The organism is Streptomyces sp. NRRL F-4489 (genome assembly GCF_001509485.1).
Lineage (GTDB): Bacteria > Actinomycetota > Actinomycetes > Streptomycetales > Streptomycetaceae > Streptomyces.
In genome coordinates, this window is record NZ_LLZI01000222.1 from 1 (window position 1) to 20,942 (window position 20,942).

General features: G+C 74.8%; 16 protein-coding genes. 8 read left to right on the forward strand and 8 right to left on the reverse strand.

The genetic code is table 11. The annotated features are described in order from the left end of the window. Window positions 1–114: 114 nt before the first annotated feature. The 4 genes from ADL22_RS17035 to ADL22_RS17050 all read left to right on the forward strand — a co-directional run bounded on the left by ADL22_RS17035 (window position 115) and on the right by ADL22_RS17050 (window position 3,627). Window positions 115–1,047, forward strand: coding sequence for a metal-dependent hydrolase (locus tag ADL22_RS17035; RefSeq protein ID WP_066979666.1), 933 nt, complete (start codon window positions 115–117; stop codon window positions 1,045–1,047). 1 nt (window position 1,048) lies between these two features. Further along, window positions 1,049–2,284: a PDR/VanB family oxidoreductase gene (locus ADL22_RS17040; RefSeq protein ID WP_066979669.1), complete on the forward strand. Its 1,236-nt coding sequence runs from the start codon at window positions 1,049–1,051 to the stop codon at window positions 2,282–2,284. A gap of 76 nt (window positions 2,285–2,360) precedes the next feature. Beyond that, window positions 2,361–3,062, forward strand: coding sequence for a TetR/AcrR family transcriptional regulator (locus ADL22_RS17045; protein WP_079064210.1), 702 nt, complete (start codon window positions 2,361–2,363; stop codon window positions 3,060–3,062). Window positions 3,063–3,114: 52 nt separating this feature from the next. Next, the gene (locus ADL22_RS17050) at window positions 3,115–3,627 is read left to right on the forward strand and encodes a GNAT family N-acetyltransferase (RefSeq protein ID WP_066979674.1); all 513 of its coding nucleotides are present in this window, start codon (window positions 3,115–3,117) and stop codon (window positions 3,625–3,627) included. Window positions 3,628–3,858: 231 nt separating this feature from the next. On the opposite strand, the gene ADL22_RS17055 is transcribed toward ADL22_RS17050, so the two are convergent. The 5 genes from ADL22_RS17055 to ADL22_RS17075 are packed head-to-tail and all read right to left on the reverse strand — an operon-like array spanning window position 3,859 to window position 9,628. After that, window positions 3,859–4,908, reverse strand: coding sequence for a LacI family DNA-binding transcriptional regulator (locus ADL22_RS17055; RefSeq protein WP_066979677.1), 1,050 nt, complete (start codon window positions 4,906–4,908; stop codon window positions 3,859–3,861). Then, window positions 4,905–6,560, reverse strand: coding sequence for a glycoside hydrolase family 13 protein (locus tag ADL22_RS17060; protein WP_066979678.1), 1,656 nt, complete (start codon window positions 6,558–6,560; stop codon window positions 4,905–4,907). The genes ADL22_RS17055 and ADL22_RS17060 overlap by 4 nt, the downstream gene beginning before the upstream one ends. A 1-nt stretch (window position 6,561) precedes the next feature. Further along, window positions 6,562–7,419, reverse strand: coding sequence for a sugar ABC transporter permease (locus ADL22_RS17065; RefSeq protein ID WP_066979681.1), 858 nt, complete (start codon window positions 7,417–7,419; stop codon window positions 6,562–6,564). Window positions 7,420–7,421: 2 nt separating this feature from the next. Continuing rightward, window positions 7,422–8,357: a carbohydrate ABC transporter permease gene (locus ADL22_RS17070; protein ID WP_066979683.1), complete on the reverse strand. Its 936-nt coding sequence runs from the start codon at window positions 8,355–8,357 to the stop codon at window positions 7,422–7,424. Continuing rightward, window positions 8,354–9,628: an extracellular solute-binding protein gene (locus ADL22_RS17075; RefSeq protein ID WP_066979686.1), complete on the reverse strand. Its 1,275-nt coding sequence runs from the start codon at window positions 9,626–9,628 to the stop codon at window positions 8,354–8,356. The genes ADL22_RS17070 and ADL22_RS17075 overlap by 4 nt, the downstream gene beginning before the upstream one ends. 230 nt (window positions 9,629–9,858) lie before the next feature. On the opposite strand from ADL22_RS17075, the gene ADL22_RS17080 reads away from it, so the two are divergent. The 3 genes from ADL22_RS17080 (at window position 9,859) to ADL22_RS17090 (ending at window position 13,569) form a co-directional block, all read left to right on the forward strand. Continuing rightward, window positions 9,859–11,484 carry a glycoside hydrolase family 13 protein gene (locus tag ADL22_RS17080; RefSeq protein ID WP_066979688.1) on the forward strand — a complete coding sequence of 542 codons (1,626 nt, stop codon included), beginning with the start codon at window positions 9,859–9,861 and terminating at the stop codon, window positions 11,482–11,484. Between the two features lie 24 nt (window positions 11,485–11,508). Further along, a complete protein-coding gene (locus ADL22_RS17085) occupies window positions 11,509–12,570 on the forward strand; it encodes a LacI family DNA-binding transcriptional regulator (protein ID WP_066979691.1) in 1,062 nt (353 codons plus the stop codon). 141 nt (window positions 12,571–12,711) lie between these two features. Then, entirely contained in the window at window positions 12,712–13,569 is an 858-nt protein-coding gene (locus ADL22_RS17090) for a phosphatase PAP2 family protein (protein WP_199836317.1), read from the forward strand. Window positions 13,570–13,668: 99 nt separating this feature from the next. Here ADL22_RS17090 and ADL22_RS17095 read toward each other — a convergent pair whose 3' ends face one another. Together ADL22_RS17095 and ADL22_RS17100 are read right to left on the reverse strand one after the other, a co-directional pair. Beyond that, window positions 13,669–15,339, reverse strand: a complete 1,671-nt coding sequence (locus ADL22_RS17095) for an amidohydrolase (protein WP_066979696.1) — start codon at window positions 15,337–15,339, stop codon at window positions 13,669–13,671. 41 nt (window positions 15,340–15,380) lie between these two features. Then, entirely contained in the window at window positions 15,381–17,003 is a 1,623-nt protein-coding gene (locus tag ADL22_RS17100; protein ID WP_066979699.1) for an APC family permease, read from the reverse strand. 180 nt (window positions 17,004–17,183) lie between these two features. Between ADL22_RS17100 and ADL22_RS17105 the strand changes: the two genes are divergently transcribed. Then, a complete protein-coding gene (locus tag ADL22_RS17105; protein WP_066979702.1) occupies window positions 17,184–17,810 on the forward strand; it encodes a TetR/AcrR family transcriptional regulator in 627 nt (208 codons plus the stop codon). A gap of 70 nt (window positions 17,811–17,880) precedes the next feature. On the opposite strand, the gene ADL22_RS17110 is transcribed toward ADL22_RS17105, so the two are convergent. Next, on the reverse strand, window positions 17,881–20,904 hold the full coding sequence (locus ADL22_RS17110) for a bifunctional [glutamine synthetase] adenylyltransferase/[glutamine synthetase]-adenylyl-L-tyrosine phosphorylase (protein ID WP_066979704.1): 3,024 nt from the start codon (window positions 20,902–20,904) through the stop codon (window positions 17,881–17,883). Between the last annotated feature and the right edge of the window lie 38 nt (window positions 20,905–20,942).

A 20,942-nucleotide genomic window follows, 5' to 3' on the forward strand; every position in this document is an offset into this window, starting at 1 on the left:
GGGGGGGGGGCGGTGGGGGGGGGCCCCGTTGGGCCGGCGGGGGCCAAAAGGGCCGGCGCAATTTTGGCCGTCGGGGGGCTGACGGGGCCCCCCACCCGCCAGTACATTGACGCCATGTCTAACACGGCCTCGCTGCGGCCCCAGCCGGTCGCGTCCGAGCACACCCCGCTGAAGGCCCGCAAGGTGTCCTTCGACTGGGCGGACACCCCCCTGCACTGGATACCCGGCGACCCCTCCAGCACGCACACCATCAACGTCCTGCATCTGCTGCTTCCGGCCGGCGAGCGCTGGTTCGTGCACGTCTACAAGCAGGCGCTGCCGTACGTCCGCGATCCGCGGCTCCGGGCGGACGTCATCGGCTTCATCGGCCAGGAGGCCATGCACTCCCAGGCGCACGACGACGTGCTGCCGCACCTCCGGGAGCTGGGCCTGGACCCCACCCCGTACACCGCGCAGGTCGACTGGCTCTTCGAGAAGCTGCTCGGGGACCGGACACTGCCGCCGGGGCGGGCCCGGGAGTGGTGGCTGAAGGAGCGGGTGGCGATGATCGCCGCCATCGAGCACTACACCGCGTTCCTGGGCGACTGGGTGCTCAACGCCCGCGCGCTGGACGCCCGGGGAGCCGATCCGACCATGCTGGACCTGCTGCGCTGGCACGGCGCGGAGGAGGTCGAGCACCGCTCGGTGGCCTTCGACCTCTTCCTGCACCTGGACGGCGACTACCGGCGGCGGGCGCGGACGTGGGCGACGGCGTTCACGGCGCTGGTGTTCCTGTGGCAGCGCGGCACCCGCTTCTTCATGGCGAACGACCCGACGCTGACCGACGGGAAGGCCGCGGTACGGGACTTCCTCCGGGGCGGGCGGCAGGGCGTACTGCCGACGCCCGGGGCGATGCTGCGGTCCATCCCCCAGTATTTGAGCCGCCGTTACCACCCGTCCCGGTACGGGAGCACCGAGCAGGCCCTGGCCTATCTGGAGCGTTCGCCCGCCGCCACCGCCGCCGCGACGTCGACCGCCACCACCAATACCGCCTCCGGAGGAGCCTGAGATGCCCGCGTCTGTCCGTACGCCCCGACCCGCCGGCCGGGGTGCGGCTCGGCTCGGGACCGCCCTGGCCGTCGCCGGGACCGCGCTGCCGGTACGCCGGGCGCTGCGGCGCCGGATCCGGCGGTCGCCGCTGTGGCCGCTGCCCGCGCTGGAGCAGCCGGTCTCCGGGCAGGGCCGGGCCGCGGCGCGCCCGGCGGGGCTGCGGCTCCGGGTGGCCGAGCGGACCGAGGCCGCCCAAGGGGTGGTGGCCCTGCGCCTGGAGGGGGCGCGGCTGCCCGCCTGGGAACCGGGCGCGCACCTCGATCTCGTCCTGCCCTCCGGTGCCGTGCGCCCGTACTCGCTGTGCGGCGAACCGGCCGACGCGCTGCGGACGGACGGCGGTTCGTACACCGTCGCGGTGCGGCTGGTGGAGGACGGCCGGGGCGGTTCGCGGGAGGTGCACGAGGCGCTGCGCGCGGGCACGACCGTCGAGGTGCGCGGCCCCCGCAACCGCTTCCCGCTGGAGGACCACCACGCCTACCTCTTCCTGGCGGGCGGTATCGGGATCACCCCGATCCTCCCCATGGTGCGGCGGGCCGAGGCGGAGGGGGTGCCGTGGCGGCTGCTGTACGCGGGGCGGTCGCGGGCGTCGATGCCGTTCCTGGCAGAGGTGGAGAAGCTGGCCGGGGGCGCGGACGGCGAGCGGCTGACCGTCGTCGCGGAGGACGAGGACGGGCGGCCCGACCTGGCCGCGGCGCTCGCCGCCGCGCCCCCGCACGCCGCGGTGTACTGCTGCGGCCCCGGGCCCATGATGGACGCGGTGGCCGCCCTGCTGCCCCAGGGGGCGGAGGGGTTGGCGCTGTATACGGAACGGTTCACGGCGAGTACCGGCGGGGACGGCCCGGCGACCGGAACCCCGGCGGGCCCCGCCACCGGGAACGAGCCCCACGCCCACGGCCCGTCCGACGACGTACCGCACGCCACCGACGAGCCCTTCGAGGTCGAACTGCGCCGCACCGCCCGTACCGTGACCGTCCCGGCCGGCACCAGCGTGCTGCGGGCGATCCGCGAACAGGCGCTCCCCGATCTGCCGTACTCCTGCGAGCAGGGCTTCTGCGGCACCTGCCAGCAGCGCGTCCTGGCCGGCGAGGTGGACCACCGGGACGAGCTGCTGACGGACGCGGAGCGCGGTGACTCGCTGCTGATCTGCGTGTCCCGCGCGAAGCCGGGCACCGGGGGGCTGGTGCTGGACCTCTGACCCGGGGGCGGGCGGTGCCCCGGGGCGGGCGGCGGAACGGTGGTGGAGCCGCCGGGCCGGTCGTTAGGGTGGGCGCATGACCACCGGGGCACGCCGCAGGATGGGGGTCGAGGAGCGACGCGAGCAGCTGATCGCCGTCGCGCTCGGCCTCTTCAGCCACCGCTCCCCCGAGGACGTCTCGATCGACGAGATCGCCGAGGCCGCCGGGATATCGCGCCCGCTGGTCTACCACTACTTCCCCGGCAAGCAGCAGCTGTACGAGGCGGCGCTGCGCCGGGCCGCCGACGAGCTGACGGCCCGCTTCGCCGAACCGCACGAGGGCCCGCTCGGCGCCCGGCTGCTGCGCGTGATGGAGCGGTTCTTCGACTTCGTGGACGAGCACGGGCCGGGCTTCTCGGCGCTGATGCGCGGCGGCCCGGCGATCGGCTCGACGCGGACCGGCGCGCTGATCGACGGCGTACGGCAGGCCGCCTACGCCCAGATCCTCGCCCATCTCGGCGCGGACGCCCAGGACCCCGGCCCCCGGCTGGAGTTGGTGGTCCGCTCGTGGATCTCGCTGGCGGAGACCACCGCGCTGCTGTGGCTGGACGGGCGGCGGGTGCCGCGCGCGGAGCTGGAGCGGCAGCTGGTGCACGACTTCGCGGCGCTGGCGGCGGTCAGTGCCGCGTACGACGAGGGGATGGCGCGGGTGGTGCGCCGGATGCTGGCGGACGAGCCGGCGGACGGGATGTTCGCGGACCTGGTGGGCCGGCTGCTGGCGCTGCCCCAGCCGGTCTGAGCGGCGCCGGCGCCCCTGGGGCGGCGTGCCGCGCATACGGCAGAATCCGGCCATGGCAGAGATCACTTACCGGCTCGCCGGTCCGGACGGCGACCCGGACGTGCTGGCCGGCCTGTACGACGCGGCGGCCCGCTGGATGGTGGCGCACGGCATCGACCAGTGGAAGCCCGGCGGCAAGGACGCGGCGCACTTCCGGGAGCGGATAGCCGACGGCGAGGTCTGGCTGGCGGAGGCCGCCGGGCGGGTCGTGGGCGGTTTCGAGCTGTGGTGGGAGGACGAACCCGCGTGGGGCCCGCGGCCGCCGGAGGCCGGGTATGTGCACCGGCTGATGGTGGACCGCGGGCACGCCCCGGCCGGGCTGGGCCGGGCGATGCTGGGGCACGCGGAGCGGCGGATCGCGGAGTCCGGGCGGCCCTGGTCGCGGCTGGACTGCATGGCGGGCAACCCCCGGCTGCGGACGTACTACGAGCGGGCGGGCTACGCGGTCGTGGGCGCGCAGCCGCACAAGGAGGGCGCCGGCGGGAGCCGCTACGCGGTGACGCTGCTGGAGAAGCGGCTGGGGTGAGCGCCCCCGAGCGGCCCCACCGAATCACCACCCGCGCCTGGGGCACCCGCCCCGGACCGCGACCCGTACCGAATCACCCTCAATCCCCCGCAAGACCTTTCGCAAGAGATTGCAACAGTGTTACGTTCCGGGGCGAGCCGGTCCGGCCGGCCGGTGGGCCACCGCCCCGCGGCGGCCCCTACGCGCCCGGCCGCCCGGACCGGCCACCAGAGCAAGAGAGTTGACGGCCCGTCAGCGAGAGGAAGCAGTGCGCACCGGCCCCGTCGACCCCCGTACCACCAGCTCCGGCTGGAAGACGTACTCCGTGCGCTGGACCGCGTTCCCCTGGATCTCCTCGATCAGGGCGCCCACCGCGGCGGTGGCCATCGCCGGGACGGGCTGCCGCACCGTGGTCAGCGGCGGGGCGGTGAAGGCGATCAGCGGGGAGTCGTCGAAGCCGACGACGGAGAGCCGGCCGGGGACGTCCAGACCGCGCTGGCGGGCGGTGCGGATCGCGCCGAGCGCCATCAGGTCGCTGCCGCAGACGATGCCGGTGCAGCCGTCGTCCAGCAGCGCGGCGGCCGCGGCGGCGCCGCCCTCGACGCTGAACAGGGTGTGCTTGACCCGCCGTTCGGCCTGCCCCCCGGACAGGCCGAACGCCTCCGCCAGCGCCGCCGTGAAGCCCTCCGCCTTGCGGCGCGAGGGGACGTAGCGCTCCGGGCCGACGGCCAGCCCGATGTCCCGGTGGCCGAGTTCCACGAGGTGGCGGACGGCCATCCGGGCCGCGGCGCGGTCGTCGGGCGAGACGCAGGGCGCGTCGATGCGGTCGTGGTAGCCGTTGATCAGGACGTAGGGGACGCCGCGGGCGGTGAGGCGGTGGTAGCGGGTGGGGTCGGCGGCGGTGTCGGCGTGCAGGCCGGAGAGGAAGACGATACCGGTGACGCCGCGCGCCTCCAGCTGCTCGACGAGTTCGTCCTCGGTGGCGCCGCCGGGCATCTGGGTGCACAGCACCGGCGTATAGCCGTGGCCGGCCAGGACCTGCTCGATGACCTGCGCGAACGCCGGGAAGATCGGGTTGGTCAGCTCCGGGATGACCAGGCCGACCAGCCCGGCGCTGCGCCGCCGCAGCCGGACCGGGCGCTCGTAGCCGAGGACGTCGAGCGCGGCGAGCACCCGCTGCCGGGTGCCCGCCGCGACGCCCGCCCGGCCGTTGAGGACCCGGCTGGCGGTGGCCTCGCTGACCCGCGCCTGGGCCGCGAGGTCCGACAGGCGCGGGCCGGGCCGGGCGGCGGGGCCGGTCACTCCTGCCACCAGACGGTGGTGTCGGCGGGCAGGTGCCGGACGTCGGCGGGCCCGGCGGCCGCGGGGACCGCCCGGTCGCGCGGGGCGGTGAACGGCGCGCGGGAGGAGAGGAGTTGGCGGACCGGCGGCAGGGCCAGCCGGACGTCGGTGTCCGTGGTGTTCACCGTGCAGACCAGTCCGCCGGGGCGGCGGAAGGCCAGGACGCCGTCGGGGGCCGGCAGCCACTCCACCGCCGCTCCGGCGCCCAGGCCGGGGTGCGACCGGCGCAGGGCGAGGGCGGTGCGGTACAGCTCCAGGGTGGAGGTGGGGTCGCCGGTCTGGGCCTGGACGGTGAGTCCGGCCCAGCCGGCCGGCTGCGGCAGCCAGGGCTTGTCGCCGCCGAAGCCGTACGGGGGTTCCGTACCGCTCCAGGGCAGCGGGACGCGGCAGCCGTCGCGCAGGCCGTCCTGGCCGCTGGCGCGGAAGAACGACGGGTCCTGGCGCACCTCGTCGGGCAGGTCGGTGACCTCCGGCAGGCCCAGCTCCTCGCCTTGGTAGAGGTAGGCGGAGCCGGGCAGCGCCAGCATCAGGAGGGTGGCGGCGCGGGCGCGGTCCAGGCCGCCGCCGAGGCGGGTGCGGTGGCGGACGACGTCGTGGTTGGAGAGCACCCAGGTGGCCGGTGCGCCGACCGCGCCCAGGGCGGTGAGGGAGGTGTCGATGGCGGTGCGGAGCGCGCCGGCGTCCCACGGGGTGTTGAGGTAGTGGAAGTTGAAGCCCTGGTGGAGTTCGCCGGGGCGGACGTAGCGGGCGAGCCGTTCGACGGTGGGCGCCCAGGCTTCGGCGACGCCGATCCGCTCGCCCGGGTACTCGTCGAGGATGGCCCGCCAGGAGCGGTAGATGGCGTGCACCCCGTCCTGGTCGAAGAACGGCAGGACCTGGGAGCCGATCAGCCGGGCCTGTTCGCCGTGGCCGATGTCGGGCAGGCCGGGGGCCTTGACCATGCCGTGCGCGACGTCCACCCGGAAGCCGTCCACCCCGAGGTCGAGCCAGAAGCGGAGGATCGAGCGGAACTCGTCCTGGACGGCGGGGTGGTCCCAGTTGAAGTCGGGCTGCTCGGGGGCGAAGAGGTGGAGGTACCACTCGCCGTCCGCCAGGCGGGTCCAGGCGGGGCCACCGAAGACCGACTCCCAGTCGTTGGGCGGGAGTTCGCCGTCGCGGCCGCGCCCCGGGCGGAAGTGGAAGCGTTCCCGGTGGACCGAGCCGGGGCCCTCGGCCACCGCGCGGCGGAACCACGCGTGGTGGTCGGAGCAGTGGTTGGGGACGATGTCGATGATCACCCGCAGGCCCAGGCGGTGGGCCTCGCGGAAGACCGCCTCGGCGTCCGCGAGGGTGCCGAAGCGCGGGTCCACGGCGCGGTAGTCGGCGACGTCGTAGCCGCCGTCGGCCTGCGGCGAGGCGTAGAACGGGCTCAGCCAGACCGCGTCCACGCCCAGGTCGCGCAGGTGGGGCAGGCGGTCGCGGATACCGGGCAGGTCGCCGGTGCCGTCCTCGTTGCCGTCGGCGAAGCTGCGCGGGTAGATCTGGTAGATCACGGCGTCGCGCCACCAGCCGGTGGCCGGCGCGGCCGGGCCGGCGGGGGCGGTGCCGGGCGGGGCGCTGTGCTGTCGGGTCATGTCATCCCTTGGTCGTGCCGGCGGTCAGTCCGGAGACGAGGTGGCGCTGGGCGAACGCGAAGACGACCGCGGCCGGTACGGCGATCAGCACGGCGGCGGCGGTCATCGAACCCCAGTCGTTGGTGTACTGGTTGACGAAGGTCTGCAGGCCGCCGGCGAGGGTCAGATTCTCCTCGCCGGTCATGAAGGCGGAGGCGTAGGCGACCTCGGCCCAGGCGGTGACGAAGGTGTAGAAGCCGGTGACGGCCAGGCCGGGGCGGGCGAGCGGGAGGACCAGCCGCCAGAAGGTGCCGAAGGGGTTGAGGCCGTCCACCCGGCCGGCCTCGTCGATCTCCACCGGGATGGTGTCGAAGAAGCCCTTCATCATCCAGGCGCAGAACGGCACGGCGATGGTGAGGTACGTCAGGACGAGGCCGGCGGGCTGGTTGAGCAGGCCGAGCCCGGCGAGCAGGTTGTAGAGCGGCACGATCAGCACCGCGACCGGGAACATCTGGGTGAGCAGCAGCAGCCACATCAGCGGGCGCAGGCCCGGGAAGCGGAAGCGGCTGACGGCGTAGCCGGTGGTGGCGGCGATGAAGACGCCGAGGACGGTGGTCAGGCCGACGATCAGCAGGGAGTTCCCGAACCACCGCAGAAACGGCGTCCCGGTCAGGACGTGCTGGTAGTTGGCGAGGGTGGGGTGGGTGGCCAGGGCCGTGGTGAAGGCGTCGTTGCGGGGTTTGAACGAGGTGATCAGCAGCCACAGGGGCGGGAAGACCGCGATGACGGTGGCGGCCGAGAGCGCCAGGTGCAGTCCGGCGGAGGCCAGCGGGTGCCGGTCGGCGCGGGTGCGCGGACGGGTACGGGCAGTGCGGGTCATGGTCACCACACCTCTCCTTGCTTGCGCAGCGCCCGGCGGTAGCCGGCGGCGGCCAGGGCGAGCAGGACGAGGATCACCACGCCCCAGGTGGCGGAGGCGGAGAAGTTCCGGGGGCTGTCCACGAAGGAGAGCCGGTAGGCGTAGGTCACCAGGATCTCGGTGGCGTCGCCGGGCCCGCCCCGGGTGAGCAGGAAGATCACCGGGAACATGTTGAACGTCCAGATGGTGGAGAGCAGGAGGACGGTGCCGCTGACCGTGCGCAGCCCGGGCACGGTGATGTGGCGGAAGCGCTGCCAGGGGCCGGCGCCGTCCATCTCGGCGGCCTCGTACAGCTCGCCGGGGATGGACTGGAGGCCGCCGAGCAGGGCGACGAGCATGAACGGCACGCCCAGCCAGACGTTGACGGCGATGACCGAGAGCTTGGCCCAGGCCGGGTCGTTGAGCCAGGGCACGGCGTCGATACCGCCGCCGGCCAGCACCTTGTTGAGCAGGCCGTTCTTCTCGTTGTAGAGCAGCCGCCAGGTGAAGACGGAGATGAAGGCGGGGACGGCCCAGGGCAGGATCAGCGCCAGCCGGTAGAAGGTGCGGCCGCGCAGCCGGCGGTTGAGGAGGGTGGCCAGGGCCAGGCCGGTGAGGAAGGTGAGGGAGACGCAGCCGGCCGTCCACACCGCCGTCCAGCCCAGGCGGCTCCAGAAGACGTCGTCGGTGAGGACCGCGCGGTAGTTGGCCAGGCCGGTGAAGTGGTAGGTGGCGGGCAGGTGGTTCATGCCGATCGAGCGCTCGACATTGGCCTCGTTGGCGTCGGTGAGGGAGAAGAACACGCCGCGGGCCAGGGGTATGCCGATGATGACGCCGATGACGAGGACGGCCGGCGCGGTCATCGCCCAGGCGTACCAGTGGGTGGAGAGCGCCCGGCGGATGCGGGCGGTGACCGTCACGAGTAGTCCTTGAGCAGCTTCCGGTAGGCGTCCCCGGTGGCCTTGGCGGCCTGTTCGGGGGTGGCGGCGCCGGTGAGCACCTTGTTCATCTGGACCTTGAGGGGTTCGAAGAGGGAGTTGCCCTCGGCGATCCAGGGGCGCTGGACGGCGCCGTCCACGGCGGGCTTGAAGAAGCCGACCATTTCGTTCCGCTTGACCGAGGGGGCGGTGTAGACGGACTTGCGGGTGGGCAGCAGGCTGAGCTGCTCAGTGGTCTGCTGCTGGACCTTCGCCGAACTCATGTACTTGGCGAAGGCGTAGGCGGCGGGGAGGTTCTTGCTGCCGGCGTAGACCGAGAGGTCCCAGCCGCCCTGCGGGGAGCCTTGGGCCTTGCTGCCGCCGGGGACGGGCGCGACGCCGAGGTTGCCCTTGTCGGCGAACGCCTTTCCGGCGCGGGCGCCCTCGATGTCCCAGGGTCCGTCGACGGCCATCGCGACGGTGCCGTCCTTGAGGGCCTTGAGCTGGTTCTCCTGGCCGTCGGTGGCGTCGGTGACGGCGGCGCCGGAGTCCACCAGCTGCTTGAGGGTGCGGAAGGCGCGGACCCCGGCGGCGCTGTCGATGGTGACCTTCTTGTGGGCCGCGTCGACCATGTCGCCGCCCTCGCCGTAGAGGTAGGGCAGGAACCAGTACGGGTCGTCGCCGCGGAGGTAGAGGGCGGTGGCGCCGGTCTTGGCCTTGATGGTGCGGGCGGCGGCGGCCAGTTCGGCGAAGGTCTTGGGGACGGGGACGCCGGCGTCCTCGAGGAGCTTCTTGTTGTAGAAGAGCCCGAGGGTGTCGATGACCTGCGGGACGGCGTACGTGCGGCCGTCGAACTTGGTCGAGCCGAGGGCCTGCGGGAGGTAGTCGCCGGTGTTCTCCAGGGCCGGGGTGCCGTCGAGCGGGGCGAGGTAGCCGAGGTTGGCGAAGTCGGCGACCCAGGCGACCTCGGTGCGCATCACGTCCGGGGCGCCCGCGCCGCCGCCCGCGGCGTTCTTGAACTTGGCGTTGGCGTCGCCGAACGGCACGTTCACATAGTCGACCCTGACCTTGGGGTGCTCCTTCTGGAAACCCTCGGCGAGCTTGCGGTACGTGGCCTTCTCGGCGTCGTTGGAGGTATCCCAGAAGGTGACCGTTCCGGACAGTTCCCCGCCCGCCGAGCCGCCGCCGCCACCTCCGTCCCCGCATGCCGTCGCCGCCAGTGCCAGGCCCGCTACCAGCGCGGTGGCGAGTACGCCACGTATGCCACGCCGCATCTGAACTCCTTCGGGAAAGCCTCGGTTGGCGGTCTGGAACGTAACAGCGGCATCAACGAACCGAAAGATGTTGCGGGATTTTTCTGCAAGAATTCTGGAAGCCGGTGCGGCGGAACGGCCGGAACGGGTCCCTCCCGGGGCTCCGGGCCACCGTCACCCGCCGCCCGCCCGCGCGTTGACCCCGTGGAAGCACTTTCAGCACTTCGCCCGAGACCTGACAGGGACGGCAGATGACCCAGGAGCTCACTTCCCCCGGCCCCGCCCCCCAGGCCGCCGCACCGCACGAGAGCCGGGGGTGGTGGCGCGACGCCGTCATCTACCAGGTCTACGTCCGCTCGTTCGCCGACAGCGACGGCGACGGCGTCGGCGATCTGCGCGGGGTGCGCGAACGGCTCCCCTACCTCGCCGGGCTGGGCGTGGACGCGCTCTGGCTGACGCCGTTCTACGCCTCGCCGCAGGCCGACGGCGGCTACGACGTCGCCGACTACCGCGCCGTCGACCCGCTCTTCGGCACCCTCCAGGACGCCGCCGACCTGATCAGCGAGGCCCATGCGCTGGGCCTGCGGGTGATCCTCGACATCGTCCCCAACCACACCTCCGACCGCCACCCGTGGTTCCGGGACCCGGAGCTGGCCCGGCAGCGCTACGTCTTCCGGCCCGGCCGCGGCCCGCACGGCGAACTCCCGCCCAACGACTGGGAGTCGGTCTTCGGCGGCCCGGCCTGGACCCGCACCGACCGCGGCGACTGGTATCTGCACCTCTTCGCGCCCGAGCAGCCGGACCTGGACTGGGAACGGCCCGAGGTGCACGAGGAGTTCGCCGCCATCTTCCGCTTCTGGCTCGACCTCGGCGTGGACGGCTTCCGCATCGACGTCGCGCACGGCATGGTCAAGGCGCCCGGCCTGCCCGACATCGGCCACGGCGAGCAGGCCCGGCTGATCGGCACCCAGGTCCTGCCGTTCTTCGACCAGGACGGGGTGCACGCCATCCACCGCTCCTGGCGGCGGCTGCTGGACGACTACGGGCGGGCGCACGGCCGGGACGTCATCGGGGTCGCCGAGGCGTGGGCGCCGACCGTGGAGCGGCTGGCCCTCTACGTCCGCCCGGACGAGCTGCACCAGGCGTTCAACTTCCAGTTCCTGAACACCGCGTGGGACGCCGCGGCGCTCCGCGCGGTCATCGACTCCTCGCTGGCCGCCGCGGTCGCCGTGGGCGCGCCCACCACCTGGGTGCTCTCCAACCACGACGTGGTGCGGCACACCACCCGGCTCGGCGGCGGCCTGGCCCGGGCGCGCGCCGCGACCCTGCTGATGCTGGCGCTGCCCGGCTCCGCCTATCTCTACCAGGGCGAGGAGCTGGGCCTGCCCGAGGTCACCGACCTGCCCGACGAGGTGCGGCAGGACCCGGCGTTCTTCCGCGGCCGGTCCGGCGGCGCGGACGCCGGCGGCCAGGACGGCTTCCGGGACGGCTGCCGGGTGCCGCTGCCGTGGGCCGGCGAGCACCCGCCGTACGGCTTCGGGCCGGGCGGCAGCTGGCTGCCGCAGCCCGCCGGCTGGGGCGCGCTGAGCGTCGCCGCGCAGACCGGCGACCCGGCGTCCACGCTGGAGCTGTACCGCGGCGCGCTGGCGCTGCGCCGCCGGCTGCCGGGCCTGGGCGACGGGGAGATGGCGTGGCAGCCGGCGCCGGAGGGGGTGCTGGCGTTCCGCCGGCCCGGGGTGCTGTGCACGGTCAACACCCGCCCCGAGCCGGTGTCCCTGCCGCTGCCCGGTGAACTGCTGCTCTCCAGCGCGCCGGTGGCGGCCGAGGGGGCGTCGGCGGTGCTGCCCGGGGACAGCTGCACCTGGTGGGCAATCTGAGAAGCGGGCGGTACAGTCCCCCTCATGACCGCCCGGCTTGCCGATATCGCAGCGCAGGCGGGTGTCAGCGAGGCCACCGTCAGCCGGGTTCTCAACGGGAAGCCCGGTGTCTCCGCCACCACCCGCCAGTTGGTGCTGGCCGCGCTCGACGTGCTCGGGTACGAGCGGCCGGTGCGGCTGCGGCGGCGCAGCGCGGGCCTGGTCGGGCTGATCACCCCGGAGCTGGAGAACCCGATCTTCCCGGCGTTCGCCCAGGTGATCGGGCAGGCGCTGACCCGCCAGGGCTACACCCCGGTGCTGGCCACCCAGACGCCCGGCGGCTCCACCGAGGACGAGCTGACCGAGATGCTGGTGGACCGCGGGGTGGCCGGCATCATCTTCGTCTCCGGGCTGCACGCCGACACCTCCGCCGACATGGGGCGCTACGAGCGGCTGCGCGGCCAGGGCGTGCCGTTCGTCCTGATCAACGGCTTCTCCGATCAGGTGCGCGCGCCGTTCGTCTCGCCCGACGACCGGGCCGCGGTGGAGCTGGCGGTGACGCACCTCACCGCGCTGGGGCACCGGCGGATCGGGCTGGCGCTGGGGCCCCGGCGGTTCGTGCCGGTGCAGCGGAAGGTCGAGGGGTTCCTGCGGTGCGTGCGGGAGCAGCTGGGGCTGGAGGGCGCGGAGGCCGAGGGGCTGGTGCAGCACTCCCTGTTCACGCTGGAGGGCGGGCAGGCCGCGGCGGGCGCGCTGATCGAGCGCGGGGTGACGGCGATCGTGTGCGCCAGCGACATGATGGCGCTGGGCGCGATCCGGGCGGCCCGGCAGCGCGGTCTCGACGTACCGCGGCAGATGTCCGTGGTGGGCTTCGACGACTCCCCGCTGATCGCGTTCACCGATCCGCCGCTGACCACCATCCGGCAGCCGGTGCAGGCGATGGGGCAGGCGGCGGTGCGGGCGCTGCTGGAGGAGATCGGCGGGACGCCCGCGCCGCACAGCGAGTTCGTCTTCCACCCGGAGCTGGTGGTGCGGGGCTCGACCGCCTCGGTGCCGGAGGCGGCTCCCGGGACGGCCGTCCCGCGTCCGCTGCGGGCCGCGCGGTAGGGCTCCGCCGGGCCGTCCCCTAGGGGGACGGGTCCTCCCCTGGGCCTACTCCGCAGGTGGTTCGGGGGGTGGATCCCGGAGGCCGTTTACCCGACCAAGGGATGATCGGGTGCACACCCCTTTCTGGCAGACTGTCTGCCTATGGGTGAAGCGCACGTGAGGACTCTGGACGATCCGTCAGCCGCCCCGACAGCCGCCGGGGAGCCCGCGGACCGCCCGGACGGCCCGGGGCGGCTGGCCCGGCTGAGAACCCCTCGCGCACCCCGCCTGTGGTTCGAGGTCCTGCTGATCGCGGTCAGCTACTGGACGTACTCCATGATCCGCAACGCGGTCCCCGAGCAGAAGGCGCAGGCGCTGCGGAACGCCGACTGGATCTGGCGGGCCGAGCACGCGCTGGGCATCGCGGTGGAGCACACCGTCAACCACGCGGTGAATTCGGTGACCTGGCTCATCGTGTCGATGAACTACTACTACGCGACACTGCACTTCATCGTGACGATCGGGGTGCTGGTGTGGCTCTACCACTGGCATCCCGGGCGGTACGCGGCGGCCCGGCTGGCGCTCTTCGCCACCACCGGCGTCGCCCTGGTCGGCTACTACTTCTTCCCGCTGGCGCCGCCCCGGCTGATGCCGGACGGCGGTTTCGTGGACACCGTCGTGGTGCACGGCACCTGGGGCTCGATGGCGTCCGGCAATCTCGCGTCGATGTCCAACCAGTACGCCGCGATGCCGTCGATGCACATCGGCTGGTCGCTGTGGTGCGGGATCACCATCGTGCTGCTGGCGCGGGCGGCGTGGGCCCGGGTGCTGGGCGTGCTCTACCCGGCGACGACGCTGACGGTGATCGTCTCCACCGCCAACCACTTCTGGCTGGACGCGCTGGGCGGGGTGCTGTGCCTGGCGTTCGGCTACGCGCTGGCCTGCGCGTGGTACGGGCGGCTGCCGCACCGGCTGGCCCGGTACGCGGTGGCGGCCGGGCCGGCGCCCCTGGGGGTGTGAGGCCGGACACCCGGACACGGATGCGGTGACGGGCCGCGGGCGGAGCGCCGCCCGCGGCCCGTTCGCGTACCGGGGCGCCGTACCGGACCGCCGTACCGGTCAGCGCTCGGCGCGGTGCGTGACGTGCCCGCCGGTCATGGTCAGGCGGACGGGGGCGGTGGCCACCTCGTCGGCCGGGGCGGTGACCGGGTCGGCGGCGAGCGCGGTCAGGTCGGCGCGGTAGCCGGGCGCGATCCGGCCGGCCTCGGCCTCCTCGCCGGCCGCCAGCGCGGCGTGCGAGGTCATGCCCTCCAGGGCCATCAGCCCGGTCAGGGCCTGCCCCGGGGTGACCGGGTCCACGTCGGGGCGGCCGGCGGGGCGGCGCAGCCGGGCGGTCGCCAGTACCTGGCGGGGGTCGTGGTGGGCGATCGGCCAGTCGGAGCCGAGGACGAGGACGGCGCCGGCGTCCCGCAGATCGCGGCAGCGCCAGGCGCGGCCGGCCCGCTCCGCCCCGACCCGCCGGGACCAGGCGTCGGTGTGGTCGGCGCGGGTGTAGTGGGTGTGGGTGGGCTGCATGGAGGCGGCGACGCCGAGGTGGGCGAAGCGCGGAAGCTGGGAGTCCGGGACGGTCTCGATGTGCTCGATACGGTGGCGGAGGCGGGCGCCGGGGCGGCCGGTGGGGAGCAGTTCGACGGTGTCCAGGACGTGCCGGACCGCGGCGTCGCCGATGGCGTGGGTGGCGGTGCGCACCCCGGCCCGGTCGAGGTGGTGGACGGCGGCGGTGTACGCGGCGGGGTCGGGCCAGAAGGCGTCGGTGCCCTGACCGTGGCAGTCGGGCCGCTCCAGCCAGGCGGTGCCGCCCTCGACGGTGCCGTCCATGAAGAACTTCACCCCGCCGATCCGCCAGTGCCGGCCGGCCAGCCGCTGGAGGGCGACGAGGTGGTCCAGGCCATCGGTGTCGATACCGGGCATGCACCAGGGGGCGATCCGCAGCCGCACCGGGAGGTGGCCGTCCGCCTCGACACCGGCCAGCAGCTCGGGGACGTCCGCGTGCTCCAGGTCCATGACATGGGCGCCGGTGAGGCCCGCGGCGGCCATCTCGGTCAGCAGGGCGAGCAGCCGGGCGCGGCGGTCGGCGGCCGAGGGGCGGGGCATGGCGGGCAGGACGAGGTCCATCGCGGCGTGCTCGACGAGGTGCCCGGTGGGGCGGCCGCCGTCGTCGCAGACGACGCTGGCGCGCTGGGCGAAGGCGCGCGGCCCGGTGATCCCGGCGGCGTCCAGCGCCCGCCCGCTGACCAGGGCGGAGTGGCCGTCGTAGAGGCGCAGGAAGGCGGGCGCGCCGCCGAGCGCGTCCTCGATGAGGTCGCGGTGGACGGGCCGGCCGCCGAAGACGTTGTGGTCCAGGCCCCAGCCGGTGAGCCAGCCGCCGGGCGGCAGCGCGCGGGCCGCGGCGGCCAGCCGGTCGCGGAGTTCCGGCAGGTCGCGGACGGTGCTCAGGTCCAGGCCGGTGGCCATCTCGACGCCCCACACGGGGTGGCTGTGGCCGTCGGTCAGGCCGGGGACGAGGGTGGCGCCGGCCAGGTCGATGATCTCGGTGCCGGGGCCCCGCCAGTCCCGGACGTCCGCCGCGCCGCCGACCGCGGCGATCCGCCCGTCCTTGACGGCGACGGCCTCGGCCCAGGGGCGGTCGGGGTCGAGGGTGCGGACCCGGGCGCCGGTGAGGACGGTGTCGGCGGCGGTGGCGCGGGGGCCGCGGGCGGGGGCGGCCGGGGTGGACGGGGTGGACGGCACGGGCTGCTCCTTACGGGGGCGGGGGTACGGGCGCGGGCGGGTCAGCGGCGGGCCGCGGTCTCTTCGGGCGGGGTGCCGGAGCGGGGGGCGGCCGGTGCGGCCGCCGGTTCCGCCGCCTGCTCGGGCGCCGCCGGCCCGCCGCCGTCCGGCCCGTCCTCGTCCGGCCCATCGCCGTCCGCCCCGTCCTCCTCCGGTTCGGCGGCGAAGCCCGCGTAGACGGCGGGGCGGGTGCGGCGGACCCGGCGGGCCAGCAGCAGTCCGGCGGCGAAGGCGGCCGGGACGGCCAGGACGAGGACGGTGTCGGTGGTGGCGCCGGCCCCCGTCATGATGTCGATCTTGGCGATGACCAGCACCAGCGCGCCGAGCATCAGCACGGTGGCGGCGATCGGCGTGACCAGGGTGCGCAGCGCGCCCTCCCGGTGGCGGAAGCGGCGGAAGTACAGCGGTACGGCGATCGCGGTGAGCGCCTGGAGCGCCAGCAGGCCGAGCATGCCGGGGGTGTTCATCCACAGCAGCAGCTGGGTGTACGGGTCGGCGCCGGCCAGCGCGAAGCCGAGGACGACCACGGCGGCCAGCACGCTCTGCACCGCGCCCGCGGTGTACGGGGAGCGGTGGCGCGGGTGGACCCGGCCGAGGGCGGCGGGCAGTACGCCTTCCTGGGCCATGGCCAGGCCGTAGCGGTTGATGGCGTTGTGGAAGGCCAGTTGCGAGGCGAGGATGCTGGTCAGGATGAACAGGTGCATCAGGTCCGCGGCCCAGGTGCCGACGTAGCGGCTGGTGGCGGTGAAGAAGAGCCCGGCCGGGTCGGCGAGGGCGGCCGCCACGATCCGGTCGGCGCCGTACGCCTGGATGACGATCCAGATGGTGAAGGCGTAGAAGAGGCCGAGGAAGGCGACCGCGATGTAGGTGGCGCGCGGGATGGTGCGGCGCGGTGCGCGGGCCTCGCGGCGGTAGATGGCGGTGGACTCGAAGCCGGTGAACGCGGCGAAGGCGAAGGCCAGCACCGCGCCGGTGCCGGGGACGAGCACCTGGCGCGGGGTGAAGGAGTCCAGGGCCAGGCCGTGGGCGCCGCCGTGCAGCAGGACGCCGCCGGCGAGCAGGACGAGGATGCCGGTCTCGGCGATCAGCAGGACGCCCAGCACCTTGGCGCCGAAGTCGATGCTGCGGTAGCCGAGGAACCAGATGACCGCGACGCCGGCCAGCGCGATCGGCGGCCAGGGGACGTGGATGCCCCAGAACGCCTTCAGCGCGTCCTGGGTGGCGGTGGCGAGCAGCCCGTAGACGCCGATCTGCATGCCGTTGTACGCGAGCAGGGCGACGGTGGCGGCGCCGAAGCCGGCCGGGCGGCCCAGGCCGCGGGTGATGAAGGCGTAGAAGCCGCCGCCGTTGCGCACGTGCCGGGCCATGGTGGTGAAGCCGACGGCGAAGAGGGCGAGGGTGGCGCCGGCCAGGAGGTAGCCGACGGGCGCGCCCAGGCCGCCGGCGCCGAGGGCGATCGGCGAGGTGCCGGCCATGACGGTGAGCGGGGCGGCGGCGGAGATGACGAAGAAGGCGATGTCGGCGACGCCGAGGGTGCCGCGGCGGAGGGTGGGGGCCGCCGCGGTGGCGGTCGGCGGCGGGGTCTGCTGCGGCGCCCCGCTGCGGGACCCGGAGTCTGCGGCCATGGCTCGGTCGCCCTTCTGCGTCAGGACAGGGAGGAGGGAGCGGCCGGGCGCGGACGGTGGTGACGGCGGCGCGACCGGCCGGGGGAGAGAAACCTAAAGCCTTTCGGTTTGGGGACCGTACCCCGCGCCGTACGATTCGGGAAGACCCCGCGACGGGGGCTTTCGCCGGGAGGGGGCACCATGGGGCGGCCGCGGAAGGCCCTGCTGGACCGGGCGCGGATCGGCGCCACCGCGCTCCAACTCGTCGACGAGAAGGGCGACTTCAGCGTCCCGGAGGTGGCCCGGCGGCTCGGTGTGCAGACCGCGTCGGTGTACCACCACGTGGACGGCCGGGCCGGTGTGGTCGAGCTGCTGCGCGAGCGGGTCACCGACGCGATCGACCCCGCCGCCCTCGACGCCGGTGCCTGGGACGCGGCGCTGGCCGCCTGGGCGCGCTCCTACCGCGCCGCGTTCGCCGCCCATCCGCGGGCGATCCCGATGCTGATGACCTCGCCGGTCCGCGCGCCGCGGGTGCTGGCCCAGTACGACCGGGTCGCCGGGCTGCTGCTGGACGCCGGTTTCCCGCCGGACGCGGTGATGCCGGTGATCACCGGCCTGGACAACCTCGTCCTGGGCTCGGCGCTGGACATGTCGGCGCCGGAGCCGATGTGGGAGGTCTCCGGGGACGCCGAGGCGCCCCGGCTGGCCGCGGCCCAGGCCGCCACCGGCCCGGACCGCGCGGACGCCGCCTTCGAACTGACCCTGGCCGGGTATCTGGCCCACCTGCGGGCGCTGCTGGAGCGGGCCGGGCGGGACGCGGCGGGCTGAGGCCCGGCGGACTGATCCCCGGGGACTGATCCCCGGGGACCGAGGCCCGGCCCGCTGAACTCCGGCCGGCTCAGCCGCCGTAGAACAGCTCCTCCACCACCGCCCGCGCCCGCCGGGTGATCCGCCGGTAGTCCTCCAGCATGTCGCCGACGTGCCCCTCCTCGTAGCCGAGGTAGCGGCCGACCGCGGCCAGCTCCCGGGCGTCCGCCGGGAAGGTGTCGCCGGGGCGGCCGCGCACCAGCATCACCGCGTTGCGCACCCGCGCGGCCAGCACCCACGCCTCGTCCAGGGTCCGGGCGTCGTCGGTGCCGATCAGCCCGGCGGCGTGCGCGGCGGCCAGCGCGTCCCGGGTGCGGGTGGTGCGCAGTCCGGGCAGCTCCCAGCCGTGCCGCAGCTGCATCAGCTGCACCGTCCACTCCACATCGCTCAGGCCGCCGCGGCCGAGCTTGGTGTGGGTTGTGGGGTCCGCGCCGCGCGGCAGCCGCTCGGACTCCATCCGGGCCTTGAGCCGGCGGATCTCGCGCACCGCGTCCTCGCCCAGCCCCTCGGCCGGGTAGCGCAGCGGATCGATCAGCTCGGTGAACCGCTCGCCCAGCTCCTTGTCCCCGGCCACCGGCTCGGCCCGCAGCAGCGCCTGCGCCTCCCACACCAGCGACCAGCGCCGGTAGTACGCCGCGTACGAGGCCAGGGTGCGCACCAGCGGGCCGGACTTGCCCTCCGGGCGCAGGTCCGCGTCGATCGGCAGCGGCGGGTCGGTGGAGGGGATCTGGAGCAGCCGGCGCATCTCGTTGGCGACCGCGTACGCGGCCTTGGCGGCCTCGTGCTCATCGGCGCCCTCGCGCGGTTCGTGGACGAACAGCACATCGGCGTCCGAGCCGTAGCCCATCTCGTGGCCGCCGAAGCGGCCCATGCCGATCACCGCGAAGCGGGTGGGCAGGGTGTCGCCCCACCGCTCGCGGACCGCGGCGCGCAGCGCGCCGGCCAGGGTCGCGGCGTTGACGTCGGAGAGCGCCGCGCCGACCCCGTCGACGGCGTGCCCGTGGTCGGTGCCGGCCGGGCTGGCCTCGGTGCCGTACGCGCCGATGACGTCGGCCGCGGCGGTCCGGAACAGCTCGCGGCGGCGCACCCCGCGGGCCACCGCCACCGCCGCCTCGGCGCCGTCCGCGCGGCCGACCGCGGCCAGCACCTCCTGCTCCAGGGCGGCCCGGCCGCGCGGCTGGAGCCCGTCGGCGGCGCCGAGCAGCGCCACCGCCTCGGGGGCGCGCAGCAGCAGATCGGGGGCGAGCCGGCCGGCCGACAGCACCCGGGCGAGGTTCTCCGCGGCGGCGCCCTCGTCGCGCAGCAGCCGCAGATACCAGGGGGTCTTGCCGAGCGCGTCGGAGACCTTGCGGAAGTTCAGCAGTCCGGCGTCCGGGTCGGCGGAGTCGGCGAACCAGCCGAGCAGGACGGGCAGCAGGGTGCGCTGGATCGCGGCCTTGCGGGACACCCCGGACGCCAGCGCCTCCAGGTGGCGCAGCGCGCCCACGGGGTCGGCGTAGCCCAGGGCCCCCAGGCGGTGGCCGGCCGCCTTCGCCGACAGCCGGGTCTCGCCGGGTTCCAGGTGGGCGACGGCGTCCAGCAGCGGCCGGTAGAACAGCTTCTCGTGCAGCCGGCGGACCTCGCGGGCGTGCCACTTCCACTCCCGGCGCAGCGACTCCACCGGTTCGGTGCGCATCCCCAACGAGCGGGCCAGGCGCCGGAGTTCGGCGGCGTCCTCGGGCATCAGGTGGGTGCGGCGCAGCCGGAACAGCTGGATGCGGTGCTCCAGGGTGCGCAGGAAGCGGTAGGCGGCGTCCAGCGCGGCGGCGTCCTGGCGGCCGACGTAGCCGCCGGCCGCGAGCGCCGCCAGGGCGTCGAGGGTGGTGGCGCTGCGCAGCGTGGCGTCGGTGCGGCCGTGCACCAACTGGAGGAGCTGGACGGCGAATTCGACGTCGCGCAGCCCGCCGGGGCCGAGTTTCAGCTCGCGGTCGACCTGGGCGGCGGGGATGTTCTCCACGACCCGGCGGCGCATCTGGCGGACGTCGGCGACGAAGTTCTCCCGCTCGGCGACGTCCCAGACCATCGGCGCCAGCGCGTCGGTGTACTCCTGGCCGAGCGCGAGGTCTCCGGCCATCGGGCGGGCCTTGAGCAGCGCCTGGAACTCCCAGGTCTTGGCCCACCGCTGGTAGTAGGCGAGGTGGCTGGAGAGGGTGCGGACCAGGGGGCCGTTGCGGCCCTCGGGGCGGAGGTTGGCGTCCACCGGCCAGATGGTGCCCTCGGCGGTGGTGTCCGAGCACAGCCGCATCATCCGGGACGCGAGCCGGGTCGCGGCCTGCAGCGCCTTGGCCTCCTCGGCGCCGTCGCGGGGTTCGGCGACGAAGATGACGTCCACGTCGGAGACGTAGTTCAGCTCCCGGCCGCCGCACTTGCCCATGCCGATCACCGCCAGCCGGCACTGCGCGGCGTCACCGGGCTGCTCCTCGTAGGCGATCTCCAGGGCGGCGCGGACGGTGGCGGTGGCCAGGTCGGCCAGTTCGGCGGCGGTCTCCGCGACGTCGGTGGTGCCGCAGACGTCGCGGGCCGCGATGCCCAGCAGGCAGCGGCGGTAGGCGGCGCGCAGCGCGTCCGCCCGCGGCCGGCCGGCGGCCGCCCCGCCCCAGATGCCCTCGGCCAGAGCCCGTTCGAACTCCGGGGTGGCCGGGTGCAGATCGGCCGCCTCGTAGACGGCCAGCGACCGCCAGTCGTCCGGGTGCCGGACGAGGTGGTCGCCGAGCGCCTCGGACGCGCCGAGCACGCCCAGCAGCCGGTCGCGCAGCGGTTTGGCGGTGGTGAGGGTGGCCAGCAGCTCGGACCGCTCCGCCGGGCCGAGCGCCTCCGCGAGCCGGACCAGCGCGCGCAGCGCCAGGTCCGGGTCGGCGGTGCCGCCGAGCGTCTCCAGCAGCACCGAATCGTCGCGTACGGGGGCGAGTTCGGGGGCGTCGAGCAGCGCGCCGGCCGCCGAGGGGTCGGAGAAACCGTGCCTCAGCAGCCGGGTGAACGCGGAGCTCCGCCGTCCCTGCGGAGCGGGTGGTGCCATGGGCGGCCTCTCGGTGGCGGGTCGGCGCGGACGCGGGG